At 62.6% G+C, this 16,235-nt stretch carries 6 protein-coding genes; all 6 read right to left on the bottom strand.

All coding sequences use genetic code 11. From position 1 onward, the window contains the following. Positions 1–152: 152 nt before the first annotated feature. The 6 genes from Q0672_RS16630 to Q0672_RS16605 all read right to left on the bottom strand — a co-directional run bounded on the left by Q0672_RS16630 (position 153) and on the right by Q0672_RS16605 (position 16,229). Positions 153–989, bottom strand: a complete 837-nt coding sequence (locus Q0672_RS16630) for a DUF769 domain-containing protein (protein ID WP_298624028.1) — start codon at positions 987–989, stop codon at positions 153–155. Between the two features lie 231 nt (positions 990–1,220). Further along, on the bottom strand, positions 1,221–1,919 hold the full coding sequence (locus Q0672_RS16625) for a hypothetical protein (protein WP_298624026.1): 699 nt from the start codon (positions 1,917–1,919) through the stop codon (positions 1,221–1,223). Positions 1,920–2,218: 299 nt separating this feature from the next. Next, positions 2,219–14,200 carry a hemagglutinin repeat-containing protein gene (locus tag Q0672_RS16620; RefSeq protein WP_298624024.1) on the bottom strand — a complete coding sequence of 3,994 codons (11,982 nt, stop codon included), beginning with the start codon at positions 14,198–14,200 and terminating at the stop codon, positions 2,219–2,221. Positions 14,201–14,202: 2 nt separating this feature from the next. Beyond that, positions 14,203–14,736 (bottom strand): ShlB/FhaC/HecB family hemolysin secretion/activation protein, encoded by a 534-nt coding sequence (locus Q0672_RS16615; RefSeq protein ID WP_298624022.1) that lies wholly within the window; start codon positions 14,734–14,736, stop codon positions 14,203–14,205. A gap of 247 nt (positions 14,737–14,983) precedes the next feature. Continuing rightward, a complete protein-coding gene (locus Q0672_RS16610; protein ID WP_298624020.1) occupies positions 14,984–15,325 on the bottom strand; it encodes a hypothetical protein in 342 nt (113 codons plus the stop codon). 124 nt (positions 15,326–15,449) lie between these two features. Next, positions 15,450–16,229, bottom strand: a complete 780-nt coding sequence (locus Q0672_RS16605; protein WP_298624018.1) for a peptidylprolyl isomerase — start codon at positions 16,227–16,229, stop codon at positions 15,450–15,452. Positions 16,230–16,235: the final 6 nt, after the last annotated feature.

Raw genomic sequence — 16,235 nt, 5'->3', positions numbered from 1 at the left:
CATGATCGTCAGGGGATTACGAGCGACTGAGGAGATGACTTGGCTGGACGCTTACGAAGTTCTTGTCGTGGATCGCCGGGACATGCGTTTTAGGGCGGCTCATTTCGTTCGACCCTCCAATCGCCGGTCCAGCCGAGATTGCAGACGAAAAACTACTTTCCAGCTTCCAGTTTCTCCACGACGAAAGAATCGATGATCCGATCGACCAGATTCTGGACTTTCACGTACTCGGCGTTTTGGTCGATTCGCGCTCCGTACATATGGCCGAACGCCAGGTAGAAGTAATAGTTCGAATCGCCTACCGGGAGCAGCCAGACGTCGTTTTCGTCCATGCCCGGTACGGTAGGGCTTCTCTCGCGCAGATGTACCCAGCGGTTACCGTTGCGCACCACGTATTCGGTGGGCTCCAGGAACGCTCTGAAATGCGTGCCTTCGGCAATCTTTCTTTCGTTGTAGTCGCGGGTCCATGTTTCCTTATCCAAAATGAGATGCTCGATCGACTCGGCGCGCCGATCCCGGATACCTAGCGTGACCGCGCCCCCGGCGGTCCAGTCACCACAGAATTCATCGAAAGTCATGAAGTCATAGCCGAAGTAGGCATTTCTGCGCTTCGTGCCGAGCAGCTGGGATGCTGCGCTTCTTCCCGGGTGTGGAGGTTGATAATCACGTCGATTTAGGATGTAACCAGGTACTGGCAGCCTCGGGGTGTTCGCCGCACCACTGGTATACCTCACTGTGGTGAATCGGACGTTGCTCGGTTCCGCACCGTTGTAGCACACGCCGATATTGACTCCGTCGAGGTAGGCGTGAGAAACGCGGTACTCTTCGAACAGGTTGAGCTTGTAGTACTTGAGAGTCAATTCGCGTGGGGCGCGAGGTGATGATGGCAAGGGCTGATCAATCCGGGCTTGGGGTGGCTTGATGGTGCAGCCTGATACTACCGTGGTCAGGACCCAAGAGAGCAGCAAGATGCGTTTTGAAAAGTTCATTTCACTCTGCTCTCCAATCGCCGGTGTAGATGTTCAAGTTGATCAAGTCAGGCGTCGCCCTGTGCTGACCCATAAATTACGCTTGGTAGAGTCCGTTCTTGATTGAAGAGTTGCCGGTAAAAGGTCCGGGTAGTGCTTTGTAGTTTTCATAATTCGTCTTCATGATATTTTTCTCGATTTCCATTTTTCGATACTTCATTAGAATTTGGGTTTTTTTATATAAATTGCAAGTTACTGATTGGATGGAAGTGCTTCTCGAACTGGTAGGGGAGCAGGCGCCACTCGTTCAATCACGAAAGGATCAGGGGTGTTGTCGTTATCTACCCTTGCTATGCGCAAAGAAGAGATCAGCTCTTCCATCAATGCCGCCGCACGTTTGATGGCAGCAGGGTGATTAGAGGGTTCAGGATTGGCGTTGTAGTTGTAAGTGGGCAGCCCAAAACTCAATCCGAGCATTCGATCTTTAGATAGCCGGGTCTTGTAATAGAAAATTCTGTCCGAATCGCTATCCATCGCATCGCGAACCCAGACTCGGCCGTTGATGACGATGATCTCTGAGTCAAGATAAATTTTGTAGTCTGATCCGTTAAGAATTTGTCCAGAGCGGATTGCATCTTCGACCTTTTCGGCTGGGATTATCTGATCTCGCATAATTTTTCGTGAGAGTTGGCGGAGCTTTTCGGGTGTTGAAAACTCCAGTTGTTCTTGGGGTTTTAGGATACGGTATATGATGCTAAGTCCATGTGTTTTGCAATCTTTGAGAAAATTAAGTTGAAATGTGCTCTTGCATTGATTCCAGCTGAGGTCTGCTAATTTTAGTTTTCCGTTCTCTCTCAAGATTAATTTCTGCATATCCATGTCGGGTTTAATAGTTTCCGTGTAAGGCCATATCCAGCTTCCAACGTTGGCTGGTGCGTCTGGAACAATCATGGTTATAACGAAACTATCTACCTCTATCCGATAGTGCTCCCCCGGATTTAGTAGTTTTTCTGATGCTATGTTTACGTGTGGAAAAAAGTGTGGGGGATATGTCTCATATAGACGCCGAAGCGCGACTATGTCGTCCCGATTAATGCCGTATCGACGCATGTGTTGGTAAATTGATTCGCGCTGGCTGTTGAATATTTTTAAGTTGTCTTTGTTAGTGACTTCTATAGTCAATGCTCTTTCCGAAAATCCAATAATTATTATGAATAATATAATCAATGATCTAGTTTTAATAAGCACGCTTATTTTTCATCCTTCTTTAAGCTTGACCACTGGTACGGGAGTGTGTGTGGGCTTTTTTCAATAGTGCAAAATAAGTCCGATAGGCATAGTGAGCTTAGGAGCGCTGATACTAGGTTTAGTGGTGATGAAAGTGAACGGAGGCCGACTATCTGTGGGACAAGGTCATTGGGGGCGTCACGGTAGCGATTTTTTTCATTAATTATATCGCCAATATTTTTCTCTTTCATCATAAGGTTGGTTGTCTGCATTGTATTCGCTCCTGCATGAAAAACGACGGCGTTGTTATTTAAGGCTTTTGCACTTGATCCCGATGCTGCTTGCACAAATTCAGCTCCACCACGACTATGAGTCACCCAATTTACTTGCTGCCCGCTCGTCTGAATGTACTCCAACTGGTTGCGAAGACCGACTACCGACTCTGATTCGACCCCAATTTTTGTCATGAGGGCGCTCCACACGTCGATAACGAAACCTTGCGTTGGCGCATAGGACAAAGTGTACCTATCAACGGGCGTGTATGGCGTATTGTCACCAGTTTGAGTATTTATAACCGCTTGTTTTTTTCTTGCCGCTGCGTCCACATGAGTCAGCATCAGCGCTGCTGCGTAGTCGGACTTATTGTCCATTCCGTTTCTTGCGGCAAACTCCGTAAACCAGTACTTTTTTTCCTCACGCGTATTTGCGATCGCCAAAGCTTTTGTGCCGAATTTCATGATGAGGTAGGCGTCTCTTTTGTTCCTTTTGTCGATCACGCCATAAGGGTCGGCGCTGTATCCTGGTGTCTTTGGTGATTCAACCTTGTCTTCCGTGCTGCTCTTTACGTCTGGATGCGACGTTTTTATCAGTTCGAGGTAGCTCTGGAGTTCATCCTTGTGCGCTCGTGTGAGATCGCTGGCCTTGTCGGAGATTGCTGCCTTTCGGGCGTCTGTTTCGGAATACGTATACATCATATTGTAAAGGTCGCGCGTTAGTTCTGCGCAGGCTGGGGTGGTCTTCAGCAAGCCGTCGCAAGCCCCGTGGAATGCGGCGTCACGTTGCTGGTCCAGCATCTGCAGTTGCGCGGCTGTACTGCAGGCTTCCGCGTCGCTGGTTTCTGCACAGGCTTTCCTGGCTTTGTAGCGAGCTTCGTTCTCTTGATGCGAAAGGTAATTGTTCGCGACTTCGTTGAATGCCCCCGCAGCACCGGCGGAGCCACCTACAGCAATGCCGGCTGCGGTGCTGACCGTTGCGGTAATGGTGTCGGTGAGTGGGCCCTTAAGACCTGCGTCTTTCAGCGTATCTGCAACGATAGGGGCGGACAGTGTTCCTGCTGCGCTACCTGCGGCGCCGGATAAGCCACCGGTAAGTCCGCCGACAAGGGTGTGAGCCAGCAAACGTTGGGTTCCGCTATCTCCCCATTCTTGTTCAATTTTCAGGGCTTTGTACTCAAACTCCCGCTTGCGCTGTGGATCTGTTTCGACTTCGGCATCTGCCCTAAGCTGCTCTGCGGCCTCGATCTCCTTATTGGCGTAGTCGCCGATAGCCTTACTGGCTTGTGCGCCAAAGGTTTGAGTGATGAGTACCTGGGCGTTGATGTCCTCCTGCACCTTTCCGGAATCGAAGATTCTGGTGATGCCTGTTTCGGCATCGCCCGTGCGTGCTTCGCTTTGGCCAGCGATCCCGCTGATCGCGGCCCGTGTGGTGCTACTCGATTTGTCGCTGGACTGCCCGAACCCCGCACTGTTGCCCATCGGCTTGAACATACCGTCGGTCGCTTGGCTGGTTCCGATGTTGATGCCTACGCTGGTGGCTTGGTAACTGGCGTGGTTGTGAATGTCGTTCAGGGTGAGGGCGCCTTCTGTACCGAAGTGGTTCGCTGCGTGCTCTATGGCCGCCTGGGTGCTGGTGATTGCACCGCCGGTCAGCCTGGTGTTGCCGCCAACGGAGACCTGAAATCCGCCGTCGCCGGCCTTAAGTCCGGTCTGCTCCATCACGCTGGCGAAGTCGCTGTCGATCTGGCTCAAACTGGCATTCACGCTTGCCGATCCGCCTGCGCCGACGGTGGCACTGCCACCCAGGCTGCGCTGGCGACTCTTGTACGTGCTGGTGTCCTGCACGCTCTCGACGAGTAGATCGCCTCCAATGGTGGCCTCGATCTGCCGGGCCTTGGCGAGCGCTCCTTTTACTGTTGTGTCTCCACCGGCGTTGAGCGTGAGCTTCTGGCCCGCATCTACGTGGCTTTGGGTGTGAGTGACATCGTCGCCGTCTGCCCCGCCACGTGCAGTGCTGGCACTTGCAGTCACGCCGATGCCGTTGTTTCCGACGGTGACGCCGATCGAACCGCTGCTGCTGTGGTTGGTTGAATGCTGATCAGCGGTGTTGCGGGCGGCGAGAAGCTGGATCGCATTCTCAGCAACGAGGTTTGCGTTCGCTCCGGCTGCCACTCGGCTGCCCTGAATGGTCAGTGTGCTCTGGGGCCCGTTACCGGAAGCCATGATGAGGACATCGTGACCGGCTGACACGTTACTACTGCGGCTGCTTTCGGTGGTCTGGATGACCTGTCCCTGGCTGCGGCTTCCTCCGACACTCAGGGTCAGGGATAAACCACCAACTTTGTCTGCGGCATTTGCGTCGCGGGTGGTGGCGTTGCCTTTGTCGTCGGTGCCCGTGACGATCTGGCCGGGCTTGCCGTCGATAGTTTGACCCTGCCCTTGGTTGATGGCTTGCGTGGCGTCATAGGTGGACATCCCGGCATTGGCGGCCGCCAGTGCTTTCATGCGACTGTCCGTGGTGCGGCTGCTCGCATCCTTCATCTGCAAGGTAGTTTGAACGGCGTTGATCACCGGGCCGCTCAGCGCCAGCGTCAGGCCGCTTTGCGTGAAGCGGGTGTCGGTCTGGCTGCGTTGGGTTTCCCGGGCCTCGAGAATGTCAATCTGCTGGGCGGCGAGGGTGATATCGCCGTTCGTGGCAAGCACGTCGCTGCCATGCTGGGCATAGCTGCGCCCTGCCCACAGTGCGATGTTGCCGTCGGTGCCCCCTATGGTGGACGCAGCTGCACGTCTGCTCTGGGTGTCGTGATCGGTTTGTTGCCGTTGTGTGCCAAGGGTGACGCCCAGACCGCCGCCGCTAAACAGGCCGGAATTCTTCTCGGTGCGGATGTGGTTCTCGTTGAGTACTTCGGTGCTCGCTTCTATCCGCAGATCGCGTCCGGCGCCCAAGCTTGTAAGTTGGGTGCTCACCACATTGCTGCCCATGACCCGGATGTCCTGGCCGGCATACAGGGCGGTGGTGTCGCCGCTCAGGGTGCTGGCGAGGGCAGTAGTGCTGTCAAGCGTATCGCGGGTGGTGATGGTTTTGCTGGATAGCAGGCTGCGTTGTTTGTACTGGTGGGCCTCATCGAGAAGCTGACGCTGGGTGCCGGCCATGAGGGTGAGGTCGCGCCCGGCCGTGACCGTCAGGGCGCCCTGGTCGCTGGTGAGCTGGGCGGCGCGGGCGGTGATGTCCTGGCCGGCTTGCAGTTGCAGGTCGCCGGTGGTGTGGATCGTGGAGCCGATTTCGCGGTCCTCCCCGTCTCGGCGATAGTTTCGGGCGTTCCAGACGATCTCCTGGCGACGGCTTTCGGTCTGCGTGCCGAGATCCAGATTGCGGCCAGCGACGAGGGTCGTGGTGCCCGCCGGGCCGGCCCCGGTGGGGGCGAGGTTGATGAGCTGGCTGGCGTCGAGGTGGAGATCACGGCCGGCTTCGAGGGTGAGATCGCCGCCCCCGACATAGACGGTGGCGGTCCGGTCGACGGCGGTGCGGCTGCCCTGGCGGGATTGGGTGGATGCAGTGGTGCTGGCCACCGTGAGATCGCGTCCGGCGAGGAGTGTCAGCGCGCGCGAGGCTTCGATGCGGCCGCCGATGTTCTCCAGATCGCCCAGCGCCCGGGCGTCCACTGTGTTGCCAACGATACGACCGCCCGCATTGCGCAGGGTGTCGGCGGTAAGGTCCAGGCGCTCACGCGCGGCGAGGGTGCCGCTGTTCGTCACGTTGCCTTGCGCAGCGAGGGAGAGGCTGGCGCCAGAGAGCAGGCCCCCGGCGCCGTCGATGTCGCCATCGCGAACGACGGCATAGACCTGAGGTACAAGCACGTGAGTCACGCTGCCGTCGGCGAGCGTGATGGGGGTGCTCACAAGCCAGACGATGTCGGTGGTGAGCGCTGCCATCTGTTCGGCACTGAGGGCGACGCCTGGGCGGAGTTGCCACGCTTGCGCGAAGCGGGCTCCGGCAGTCATCAGCGCGGCAAACTGGGTCTCGTCGTCGGCGTAGCCGTCTAGGAAGCGCTGGCCGGTGAGCTGGGCGACCTGCTCGCGCACGAGGCGTTGTTCGTAAAAGCCGTCGCCGAGGCGCTTCTGCACTGCGTTCGGGTCGCTGGCGAGCTGGCCCAGGAGGTAGTCGGAGCTAAGCCAAAGGCGCGCATCGGTGAAGCGCGGGTCGGTCTCGATGAGGTAGCGGGCGCTGCTGTCGGCGTGGAGGCGGAAGAGGCTGCTGGTGGGTAGGGTGAAGGATGGCGCGATGGTCCGCACCATGGTCTGCTCGCCGCTGGCGATGGTCTTGCCGGTGGGGATCGCCGGGGTGCGAGGGGCGGCGCTCTCGGCTGCGGTAGCCGCATCACGGGACGCCGGGGCGTTTTGGGCTGTGGTGTGCGTGGGGCTGTCTGTCGTGTGGGCTTGTGCCAGCGTGTTGACGACCACGTCCGGGCTCCCCGGGGCCGCGCCGGTATCCCGTGCGACGGGGGTGGCGCTTGCGGTGCCAATGGTGTTGCCGCTGATTGGGGTGCCGGCGTCGATGGTGCGGCGCACTTCGATGAGCGCCGGACCACGGAGGGTGGGTGTGCTTGCGTGGCTGCCGGTTGCGGTGGTGGCGACGGCGTCGACCGCGCGATGCGCGATGTGGGTTCCGCTTCCTGCTACCTCGGCGTTCTCGGCGAGGACCGGGGTGGCTAGCGCGTAGGTCTGGATGGTCGGGGCGGGGATGTAGTCGGCAGACTTTGCCTCTTCTCGGTCTCGTCCGTCCTTTTTGTCGCGCTTGATGCTGATCGCGGTCCCGATGTCGGTGATGGTGCGCGTGCCGGTGGCCGTGCGGTTATCCAGTGTGGCGAGCTCAAGCTGGAGTTGCCGGCCGGCGACGATCTGGCTCATGTCGTTGGTGAGCGTTGCGCTGGTGACGTGCAGATGGCCACCGGCCAGTATTCGTGCCGGGTCGCTGGCGAGCAGGCGTGTCTCGTCCACGGTACGGGTAAAGGCGTATTCAGTGAATGACTCGCCTGAAGTCTGACGACCGTCGTCGTACGGCTCATTCAGCACAAGGGTTCGCACCCCGTCGTCAGCGTGCCTGTAGGTGAAATGGACTTCCGACACGTCATAGCGCTCCGGTTGGCCCTTGAACGAGAACTCCCGATGCGGCGTGACCGAGGTGCGAACCACCTCGGTGGCAAAGTGCGTGTCCAGATTCTCGATGCGCTCTGCGGCGAGGGTGAGGTTGCCGAGGGCTTCGATGGTGGCGCTGCGGTTGGTCACGGTGTGGGCTTGGCCGCTGGCGTGGCTGGCGGTGTCGAGTCCACCGCCGATGACGAGATCGCCAGCGCTGAATAACAGGCCGTGCTCACTGTTGATGAGATTGCCGATGCCCATGTCGAGGCGCTTCCGCGCGGCGATCACCGGCGCGCTGCCGTCTTCTGCGGCGTTGGTGAGGGTGGCGGCCTGGATTGCCAGGTGGTCCCCGTAGATGCGGCCACTACCTAGGTTGTCAAGGAGGGCACTTTCGAGGCGCGCGTCGCTGGCATCGATGAGGCCGCGGTTCACCAGGGTGGAGCTGGCGAGGAGTGCCGAGCCGGCCTGCATTTCGCCAGTGGCCCGGTTATCGAGGGCTGCGACCTGTACGTCGAGGTGGCCGCCAGCGGCGAGGCTGGCGCTGTTGGTAAAGGTGCCCGGCAGCGCAACCCTGGCGTTGCCGTTGGCGCGAATTTCACCGTTGTTGCCGAAATCGCCAGCAAGGTGCAGGTCGAGATCGCCCCAGCTGAGCAGGCGCCCGTCGCCACCGAGTGAGGCGGCGGAGACCGAGAGTTGCCGGCCGGCGAGGAGTTCGCCACCGCTGTTGATGATTGCGAGGGTTGGCCGCGGGTTAGGGTCGTGGAGCAAGACGCTGCCGAGGGCGCTCAAAAGGCCGCGGGTGTTGTCGATGTGACCGGTGCTGGTGACGCGCAGGCTGTCATCGGCGGCGAGCAGGCCGTCGCGATTGTCGAGCCGTGGCGTGACGAGCTCGACGGTGCGGCCCTGAATGCCCAGGCCGGCGCCCCGCGTGTTGTTGTTCAGGATGGCGGCGGCGCTGAGTTGGGCGTGTTGGGCGGATTGGATCGCGCCGTGCGTGTTGTCGATGCTGCTGGCGACCGTGAGGCTGAGATCGCCTGCGCTGTGGATACGCCCGTCGGCATTGTGCAGCGCCGTTGCCGTGACGATGGTGACGCCGAGGCTGGCAACGGTACCGCCGATGGTGTTGTCGATTTTGTCGGCGAGGACTTCAAGGCGGCCGGCGCCAATGTAGCCTGCCTGGTTGTCGAGAAGACCGCTGCGGAGCGCAACGTCGGAGCCACCGAGGATGCCGCCGGTTGTGCGGGTCGCGCGATTGACGAGATCGGCGCCGCGGGTGTCAATGAGCAGGTGACCGCTGGCCTGGATCAGACCTCCCTGGTTGTCGAGGGGGCCGCTGGTGATGGCAAGGGTGCCGGCGTCCTGGCTGCCGGAGGCGACGATGTGTCCGTCGCGGTTCGCAAGGGAACCACGGCTGGTTACGGTGGCGCTGCTGGCGACGAGCGTGCCGCGGGTGTTGTCGAGTTGGCCGCTTGCGAGGGTGAGGCTACGGGCGGCTGCGATGTGCCCGCCAACATTGGTGGTGAGCCCGCTGGCGGTGAGTGTGAGACCACCCGCGATGGCTGCGAGGGATCCGCTGCGGTTGTCCATCTCGGCGCCGGTCAGGTTCAGATCGGTGCCGGCTGCGATGAGGCCGGAGGCGTTGCCGATGGTGGTTGCGGTGACGTCAAGGCGGGTGCCAGCAGTGATTTCACCATTGGTGTTGGCAAGCGCCGAGGTAGTGATCAGGCCGTCATGGCCGGCGGAGACGCGTCCGCCGTCGCGGTTGTCGAGCAGACTGGTGGCAGCAAGGTTGAGGGCCCTGATGCTGGCAATCTCGCCGTGGCGGTTGTCGACAACGTTGGCAGCGAGCTTGAGTGCGCCGTTGCTGGCGATCTGACCGTCGCGGTTGTCGAGGATGCTGGCGACGTTGATGTGGGTTTCGCTGGTGCCGGTCTGCCAGATGGTGCCACCCTGGTTGTTCAGGCTGTCTGCGCTGAGGGCCAGGCCGACGGCCTGGGTGGAGGCGCCGGCAAGCTCGACGCGGTGGGCGACGAGATCGAGGTTGCCGGCACTGGCGATCTGGCCGCCGTCGCCGAGGAGCGTGGCTGCTCGGATACTCAGCTGGCCGGTGGCAGTGTGCTCGATACGCCCGGCCGTGTTGTCGAGGGTGCCTGCTGCAAGGCTCAAGGCGTTGCCGTTGCTGGCGATGCGGCCACGGGTATTGACGAGGGTGCCGGGTAGTTCGAGGTGCTGATCACTGCTGCCGGTTTGTACGATCTCGCCGTCGGTGTTGTCGAGGGCGGAAGCGCGCAGTGTGAGGGCTGCGGCATTGAGATGGGCCAGGCGGGTGTCGAGGAGGCCGGCAACCTGGGTTTGTAGCCCGTTGCTCGCGCTGATGTCGGCGCCGGTTGCGCGGAGATCGCCACTGCGTGCGGTGAGCTGGATGGAGGCGGCGGCGCTCTGGCTGGCGGAAAGCTCGAGCTGGGCTGCGTCGAACATGAGGCTGCCGGCGGCGAGCTGGCGGCCATGGGCGTCGAGCTGACGCTGGGCGCTGAGCGAGAGGCTGCCGTTGCCGGCGAGGCGTCCGTCTGCCTGGAGGCCGGCGGCCAGGAGGCTGCCGGCGCCCGCAGCGACGGTGCCGGCGGTGATGCCGAGGTCGCGCCCCGCGCCAAGCACACCGCCGTGGGTGAGGGTGTCGGCGACAGCGAGGGTGACGTTGCGGCCAGCGTACAGGGTGCCATCCGGGTTGTTGAGGTTGGCAGCCTGGAGATTGAGGTCGAGGGTGGCGAGGAGGGTGCCGCCCAGGTTGTCCAGTTGGCCGGCCGCAACAGCGAGGCCCCCGTTGCTGGAGATGCGTCCAGCGTGGTTGTCGAACTGTGCGGCGACGCTCAGGGTGCTCGTACCACTGCCGGTCTGCAGCAGTTTGCCGTGCAGGTGGTCAAGGGTGTTGGCGCTGATGTGCCAGGTGTCGGCCTGGGAGGTGGCGTTGTCGAGCACAAGGCGCTGGGTGCTCAGGTTCAGGTGGCCGTTGCTGATGATCTGACCGCCGCTGCCGGTGAAGTTGGTGGTGTCGATTGTCAGGGTGCCGCCGCCGGCATGGCCGATGAAACCGTTGCGGTTGTCCATGCCGGCAGCGCTGAGGTGCAGGTTGTCGCCGTTGCTGTGGATTTGCCCGCCGGTGTTGGTGAGGGCGCCGGGGAGTGCGATGTGCAGGGCACCACTGCCGGTCTGGCGCAAGTCGCCACCGGTGTTGTCGAGGCGCCGGGCATGAAGGCTGAGTTCAGCTGCGCTGACATGGGCGGCTCGGGTGTCGAGGAGGTCGCCGGCTTGGGCGTTGAGGGTGGTTTCGGCACGCACGTTGGCGCCGGACAGGCTTAGCGTGTCGGCCGCAAGGCGGATGGCATCGGCGGCGTTGAGGCTGCTGCCGAGGTCGAGAGCGGGTGCGCTGAGGGAAAGGGCGCCTGCGGCGAGGTGCTGGCCGTGGGCAGTGATGGCTGAGCTGGCCTGCACGTTGAGCGAGCCGGCGTCGGCAAGGTGGCCGTCGATTTGCATGCCGGCGGCGACAAGACTGCCGGAGCTGGCGTTGATCCGTGCGGCGCTGACATCCAGGTGGCGGGCGGCGGCGATCACCCCGTCGTGCAGGAGCGCGCCGGAAAGGGCCAGGGTGGCGTCGCGTCCGGCGTAGAGGCTGCCGCTGCCATTTGACAGCTCGCCGCCCAGCAGGGTGAAGTTGGTGGCGGCAAAGAGGCGGCCACTGGCGTTGTCGAAGAAGTCGGTGCTGAGATGGGCGGAACCCGTGGCGGCTTCGATCTGCCCGCCAGCGTTGGCGAGGCGGGCGGCGCCAAGGGTGAGGCCGTGGTTGCCGGCAATGAGCCCGGCGGTGTTGTCCAGCAAGCCGGCGATGCGGACGCCGAGTTGGGCGTCTTGCGTGGCAACGATGCTGCCTCCCCGGTTGTCGAGGGTGGCTGCATTGAGGGTGAGGTCGGCGTTGCTGGCGATCTGCCCGCCGCGGTTGGTGAATTCGTCGTGTACTTGCAGGTGTACGGCGCGGGTGCCGCTGCTGATGAGGGCGCCGCCGCGGTTGTCGAGACTGGCGGCGCTCAGGTCGAGGTGGTCGGCGCTCAGATAGGCGTCGCGGCTGTCGAGGTGGCCGCCGATCTGCGCTTGCAGTTGTCCGGTGGCCACGAGGCGGGCGGCGTGGGCGTCGAGCAGGTTGGCGCCGAGGGTGAGGTTGCGGGCACGGGTTGTGCTGCCGGAGAGGTCGAGACTGCTTGCGGCGATGCTGAGCGCGCCCGCGGCAAGGTTCTGGCCGTGGGCGGCGAGGGCTGAGCGGGCTTGGAGAGTGAGCGCACCGTCGCCCTCAAGTCGGCCGTCGGGCTGCAGGCCAGCGGCGAGGTGGCTGCCGGGGCTGGCCTGGATCCATGCCGCGCTGACGCCCAGATGACGGGCGGCAGCGAGCGTGCCGCTGTTCTCGAGGCCATCCGCGAGCGTGATGGTCACATCGCGCATGGCGTAGGCGCTGCCGTCGTGATTGGTGAGGGTGCCTGCGATGACGCGCAGATCGCCCGTGGTGTAGAGCTGACCGCGGGTGTTGCTGATGAAGTCAGCACCAATGGCGAGGCTGCCGTGCTGTGCCTCAAGGCGGCCACCGTCGTTGTTCAGGCTGCCGACGGTGAGGGCGAGGTCGGCGTTGGTACCGATGTGCCCGTCCTGGTTACGGAGCTGGCCGCTGATGGTGAGCGAGGCCGGAGCACTGCCGGTCTGGAGGAGGGTGCCCTGGCGGTGGGCGAACTCGGCGGCGGTGATCGTGAGATGCGTGGCCTGGGTCTGGGCGCGATCGAGGTCGAGATGGCCCGCGGTGAGGTCGAGCTGGCCCTGGGTAATGAGTTGCCCGTCGCTACCGCTGAAGGTGTCGGCGCGGAGGCTGAGGGTGCCGTTGCCCCGGTGTTCGATCTGCCCGCCTCGATTGAACAGCGTGGCAGCGCCGAGATTGATCGCGACGGCGTTGCTGGCAAGGCGTCCGCTGCTGTTGTTGAAGGTGCCGGCAAATACAAGCTGCAGCGGGTCCGTGCCCAGATGGAGGAGTACGCCACCTGTGTTGTCGAGGTCGTGGGCTGCCAGCGCGAGCTGGCCGGCAGAAATGTTGGCAGTCGCGCTGCGAAGCATGCCAGGCGTACTGGCGGTGAGGCGGCCCTCGGTGTGGAGCCGGCTTGCCGAGAGATTCAGGTCGCCCTGGGTGGCGCGCAGCTGAACGGCTGGCGCAGTGAATCGGGCCGTCGAGTGGTCGAGACTGGCAGCGCTTGTTTCGATGGCGGCGCCACCGATAAGGGTGCCGTGCGCCGCCAGGGGGCCGGCGGCGCTGAGGCTGAGCGTGCCGCCAGCGTTGCCGTAGCCGGCGACGAGCCAGGCGTCGGCGCCGCTGGTCAGACGCGCGCCAGGGGCGCTGGCGGACAGACTGAGGTCGCCACCGGCAACGGCGCTGCCATCAATGCTGAGCCCTGCGTGGCCGCTCAGTACGGCGTCAGTGCCGGCGCGCAGCGCCCCGCTGCTGCTGAGGGTTTCGGGCGTGGTGATGGTCAGCCGGGTGGCGCTGTCGATCTGCCCGCTGTTGTCGATCCAGCCACGCTGGTCGATGCGCACTTCTCCGGCTGAAGCTCCGATCTGGCCGGTGTTGCGGAAGCCTACGCCGGCTTCGGTGCCGATGAGGTGAATCTTGCCGGCGTACATGCCGCCCAGCACTGCGACGTCGAGGGCGAACGCCGGTACCGAGCCGGCCGGGGGGCGTGGTGTCGCGGTGCTGCCGTCTGCCGTGACGTCGGCGGCGCCGGTTATGGCTTGCAGATCCGGGGCCCACACGCCGGCATTCAGCCGGATTGCCCGCGCGATGAGCTGGGTGAAGTCGGTGTCCCGCGCGTCGAGCCCGAGGCCATCGACGACGAGCGTACCCGTGCCGACGCGGTAGCCATCGAGGCGGCCGTCGGTGACGACTGGCGTGCCCGTGGTGAGGGTGGCGCGGCTCGCGTTGATGAAGCCGCAGCCATTGCAGAGGATTCCGGCCGGGTTGGCGATGATGACTTCCGCACGGGCGCCTCCGACTTCGAGGTAGCCGAGCAGCTGGCTGGGGTTGGCGGCATTGACTTCGTTGAGGATGACTCTTGCACTGCCCGTGGCGAGCCAGGGGTTGCCTTGCACGAGTCCGCCGAGGCGGGTGGTGGCGCTGTTGCGGGCGTTGTTGAGGATGGTGCCGGCAGCACGGACGTCGAACTGGCTGTAGGTGTTGCGCGATACGCCGGCAGCGCTGGGGGTCTGGATGTTGACGAGGGGGACGCCGTTCGGGGCGGTGAGGATGGTCGGGCGTTGGCTGCCGGGAGCGCGGCCATCGGCGACGATCTGCGCGCTGACCTGGGCGGGCCATAGCAGGCTCCCGGTGATGAGCATGACCCCCGCGCTGAGGGCCCGAAGGTGCGTCTGGCAGGGCGCGCGCACGGAGCGGCCGGGCGATGCGCTGCGTCCAGGGGTACTGCCCTTCGGATGGCTGCGGGCGTTTTCGGCGACAGCCATCGGGATGCCGCGGGTGGAGTTGAAGACGAGGCGGAAACACAGTCGGTTCATGGTCAGAAGCCCGATTCAGGGGAGATGGCCAGGGGTTGGCAGGTCAGGCCGATGGCGAAGCCCATCAGGGCGATGGGCGTCTGGAAGTCGGGCGACCGAGACGAGGGTGGGCCGGCGAAAACGTTGTGGTTCAGGAGGCAAGCGTTGCTGCGGATGCCAAACGTGGTGCAGGTGGGGGCGGCGAGGGCAGCGAGGGGCGCGCGAATGGTGGAGGCACGGGGGCCGTGGCCGGCTGTCCCGCCGGGCATGCTGTGGCGCCTGATGACGACTTCGGGGTCGTCAATGGTGTCGCCGGACTGGCGGCCTCTGGTTTTGAGGATGGCACAGGTCTTGGTGCCGGAATCGCGGTGGAGCAGCTGGGGGAGCCGGGTCTGGCCGTTTCGGGATTCGCCGTAGTGGCAGTCGAGCTGGGGGCGACCGTCAATAGCTTGGTGATCGCGGCTGCCGTTGGCGGTGATGTCGCAGGTTTGGCGGGAATGGGCGTTGCCGAGGCTCGTTGGGGCGAGGTGCTGTGGATGGGATGGGCTGAGTGTCATGGGGCATCAGGGATGCCCGCACTATCTTCCATCGCGACCGCGGATGGCATTGCAGGCATTCAATGTGAATGATGTAATGCCTGTAAGTGTATACACATTGTATGGTTAAAATCAATGTGGGTAGTCGTTTTGCTTGAGCGCCCGCTCGTCATGTCCAGATTGGGGTGCCGCCGGCGGCTCTTCTACTGGTCATGCCATTACCCGCCAGCAGTGTATGAGTGGCTGGCTCAGCTTGCCGCGCCTCAGGTCAATGGAGCTCTGGAAAGCGCCGTAGCCATAGCCAGGCGACGCAGAGCTGGACGCAGATCGTCAGGGCCCAGGTGCTCGTGACATAGCAGCAGGCGGCGGGGAGCATTACTTCCAGCAGTTCCTCGAAGGCCAGCCCGAGCAGGAAGAACACCAGCGTGAGGCAGGCCCACTTGGCCATGAATCCCGGGAGGTGGACGCCCATCTGCCGGTTGTGGCGGTAGTTCTGCCGGCGTTCGATGAGGCTGCCCTGGGTTACGTCGCGAAAGCACGCGAAGGGCCACAGATAGCGGTAGAGGAGGTGCCAGAAGGGTTCCTGGCACGGCGGTGGTGTCCTGTCCATCCTGGCCTCCCGTCGAGGTGGAAGTCCGCCCTGTCCGTATGCCGTGTCGCCGGCGAGGCGGGCCCCAGAAGCAAAAAAGCCGACGCTGACGCGTCGGCTTTCAGGCTGGAGCCGGTCGATCGAATTACTTGACGGCAGCCTTGGTGCGCAGGTCGGCGATATGGCGTTCGACACTCTGCTGCTCAAGACGTTGCTTGAGCTGACCCTTGACCTCGTCAAAAGCCGGGGCCTTGAGGGCGCGGCTGTCTTCGAGCTTGATGACGTGGTAGCCGAAGTCGGTCTTCACCGGGGTGGTGGTGATCTTGCCCTTCTCGAGCTTGGTCAGCGCTTCGGCGAAAGGCTTCACGAAGCCGGCCGGGTTGGCCCAGCCCAGATCGCCACCCTTTTCGCGGGAGCCGGGATCCTTGGACTGCTTGGCCAGATCTTCAAACTTCTCGCCCTTTTCGAGCTTGGCGATGATGGCCTTAGCGTCCTCTTCCTTCTCGACGAGGATGTGGCGGGCCTTGTATTCCTTGTCGCCGAGCTGGGCCTTGATCTTGTCGTATTCGGACTTCACATCGGCGTCGGTGACGGGGTGGGTCTTCACGAAATCCTGCAGGTAGGCGCGGATCAGCACGGCCTGGCGGGCCAGTTCCATCTGGGCCTGGACGCTGCCGTTCTTTTCGAAACCCTTCTTGCGGGCTTCCTGGGAGAGGATCTCGCGGCGGACCAGTTCTTCCTTGACGGCGTTGCGTAGCTGCTCGGATTCAGGGGCACCCTGGGACTTCTGCTCGGAGATCATCACGTCGGCGCGCGCCTGGGGGATGGCGGTGCCGTTGACGGTGGCAACAGTCTGGGCAAAGGCGGGCAGCGCAACGAAGGCTGCGAAGAGGGAAACGACCAGACGGCTCGGGAGGGTTTTCATCAGTTT

The sequence above is a fragment of the uncultured Zoogloea sp. genome (assembly GCF_937894855.1).
Taxonomy (GTDB): Bacteria; Pseudomonadota; Gammaproteobacteria; order Burkholderiales; family Rhodocyclaceae; genus Zoogloea; species Zoogloea oryzae.
The sequence above is the reverse complement of the archived record's forward strand: the minus strand, read 5'-3'. Positions and strand labels throughout refer to the sequence as shown.

Excerpts from the sequence above, each read along its gene's own strand:
- Q0672_RS16610 (WP_298624020.1), bottom strand. The coding sequence starts at position 15,325 with ATGGACAGGACACCACCGCCGTGCCAGGAACCCTTCTGGCACCTCCTC.
- Q0672_RS16605 (WP_298624018.1), bottom strand. The coding sequence starts at position 16,229 with ATGAAAACCCTCCCGAGCCGTCTGGTCGTTTCCCTCTTCGCAGCCTTC.
- Q0672_RS16620 (WP_298624024.1), bottom strand. The coding sequence starts at position 14,200 with ATGAACCGACTGTGTTTCCGCCTCGTCTTCAACTCCACCCGCGGCATC.
- Q0672_RS16615 (WP_298624022.1), bottom strand. The coding sequence starts at position 14,736 with ATGACACTCAGCCCATCCCATCCACAGCACCTCGCCCCAACGAGCCTC.
- Q0672_RS16630 (WP_298624028.1), bottom strand. The coding sequence starts at position 989 with ATGAACTTTTCAAAACGCATCTTGCTGCTCTCTTGGGTCCTGACCACG.
- Q0672_RS16625 (WP_298624026.1), bottom strand. The coding sequence starts at position 1,919 with ATGATTGTTCCAGACGCACCAGCCAACGTTGGAAGCTGGATATGGCCT.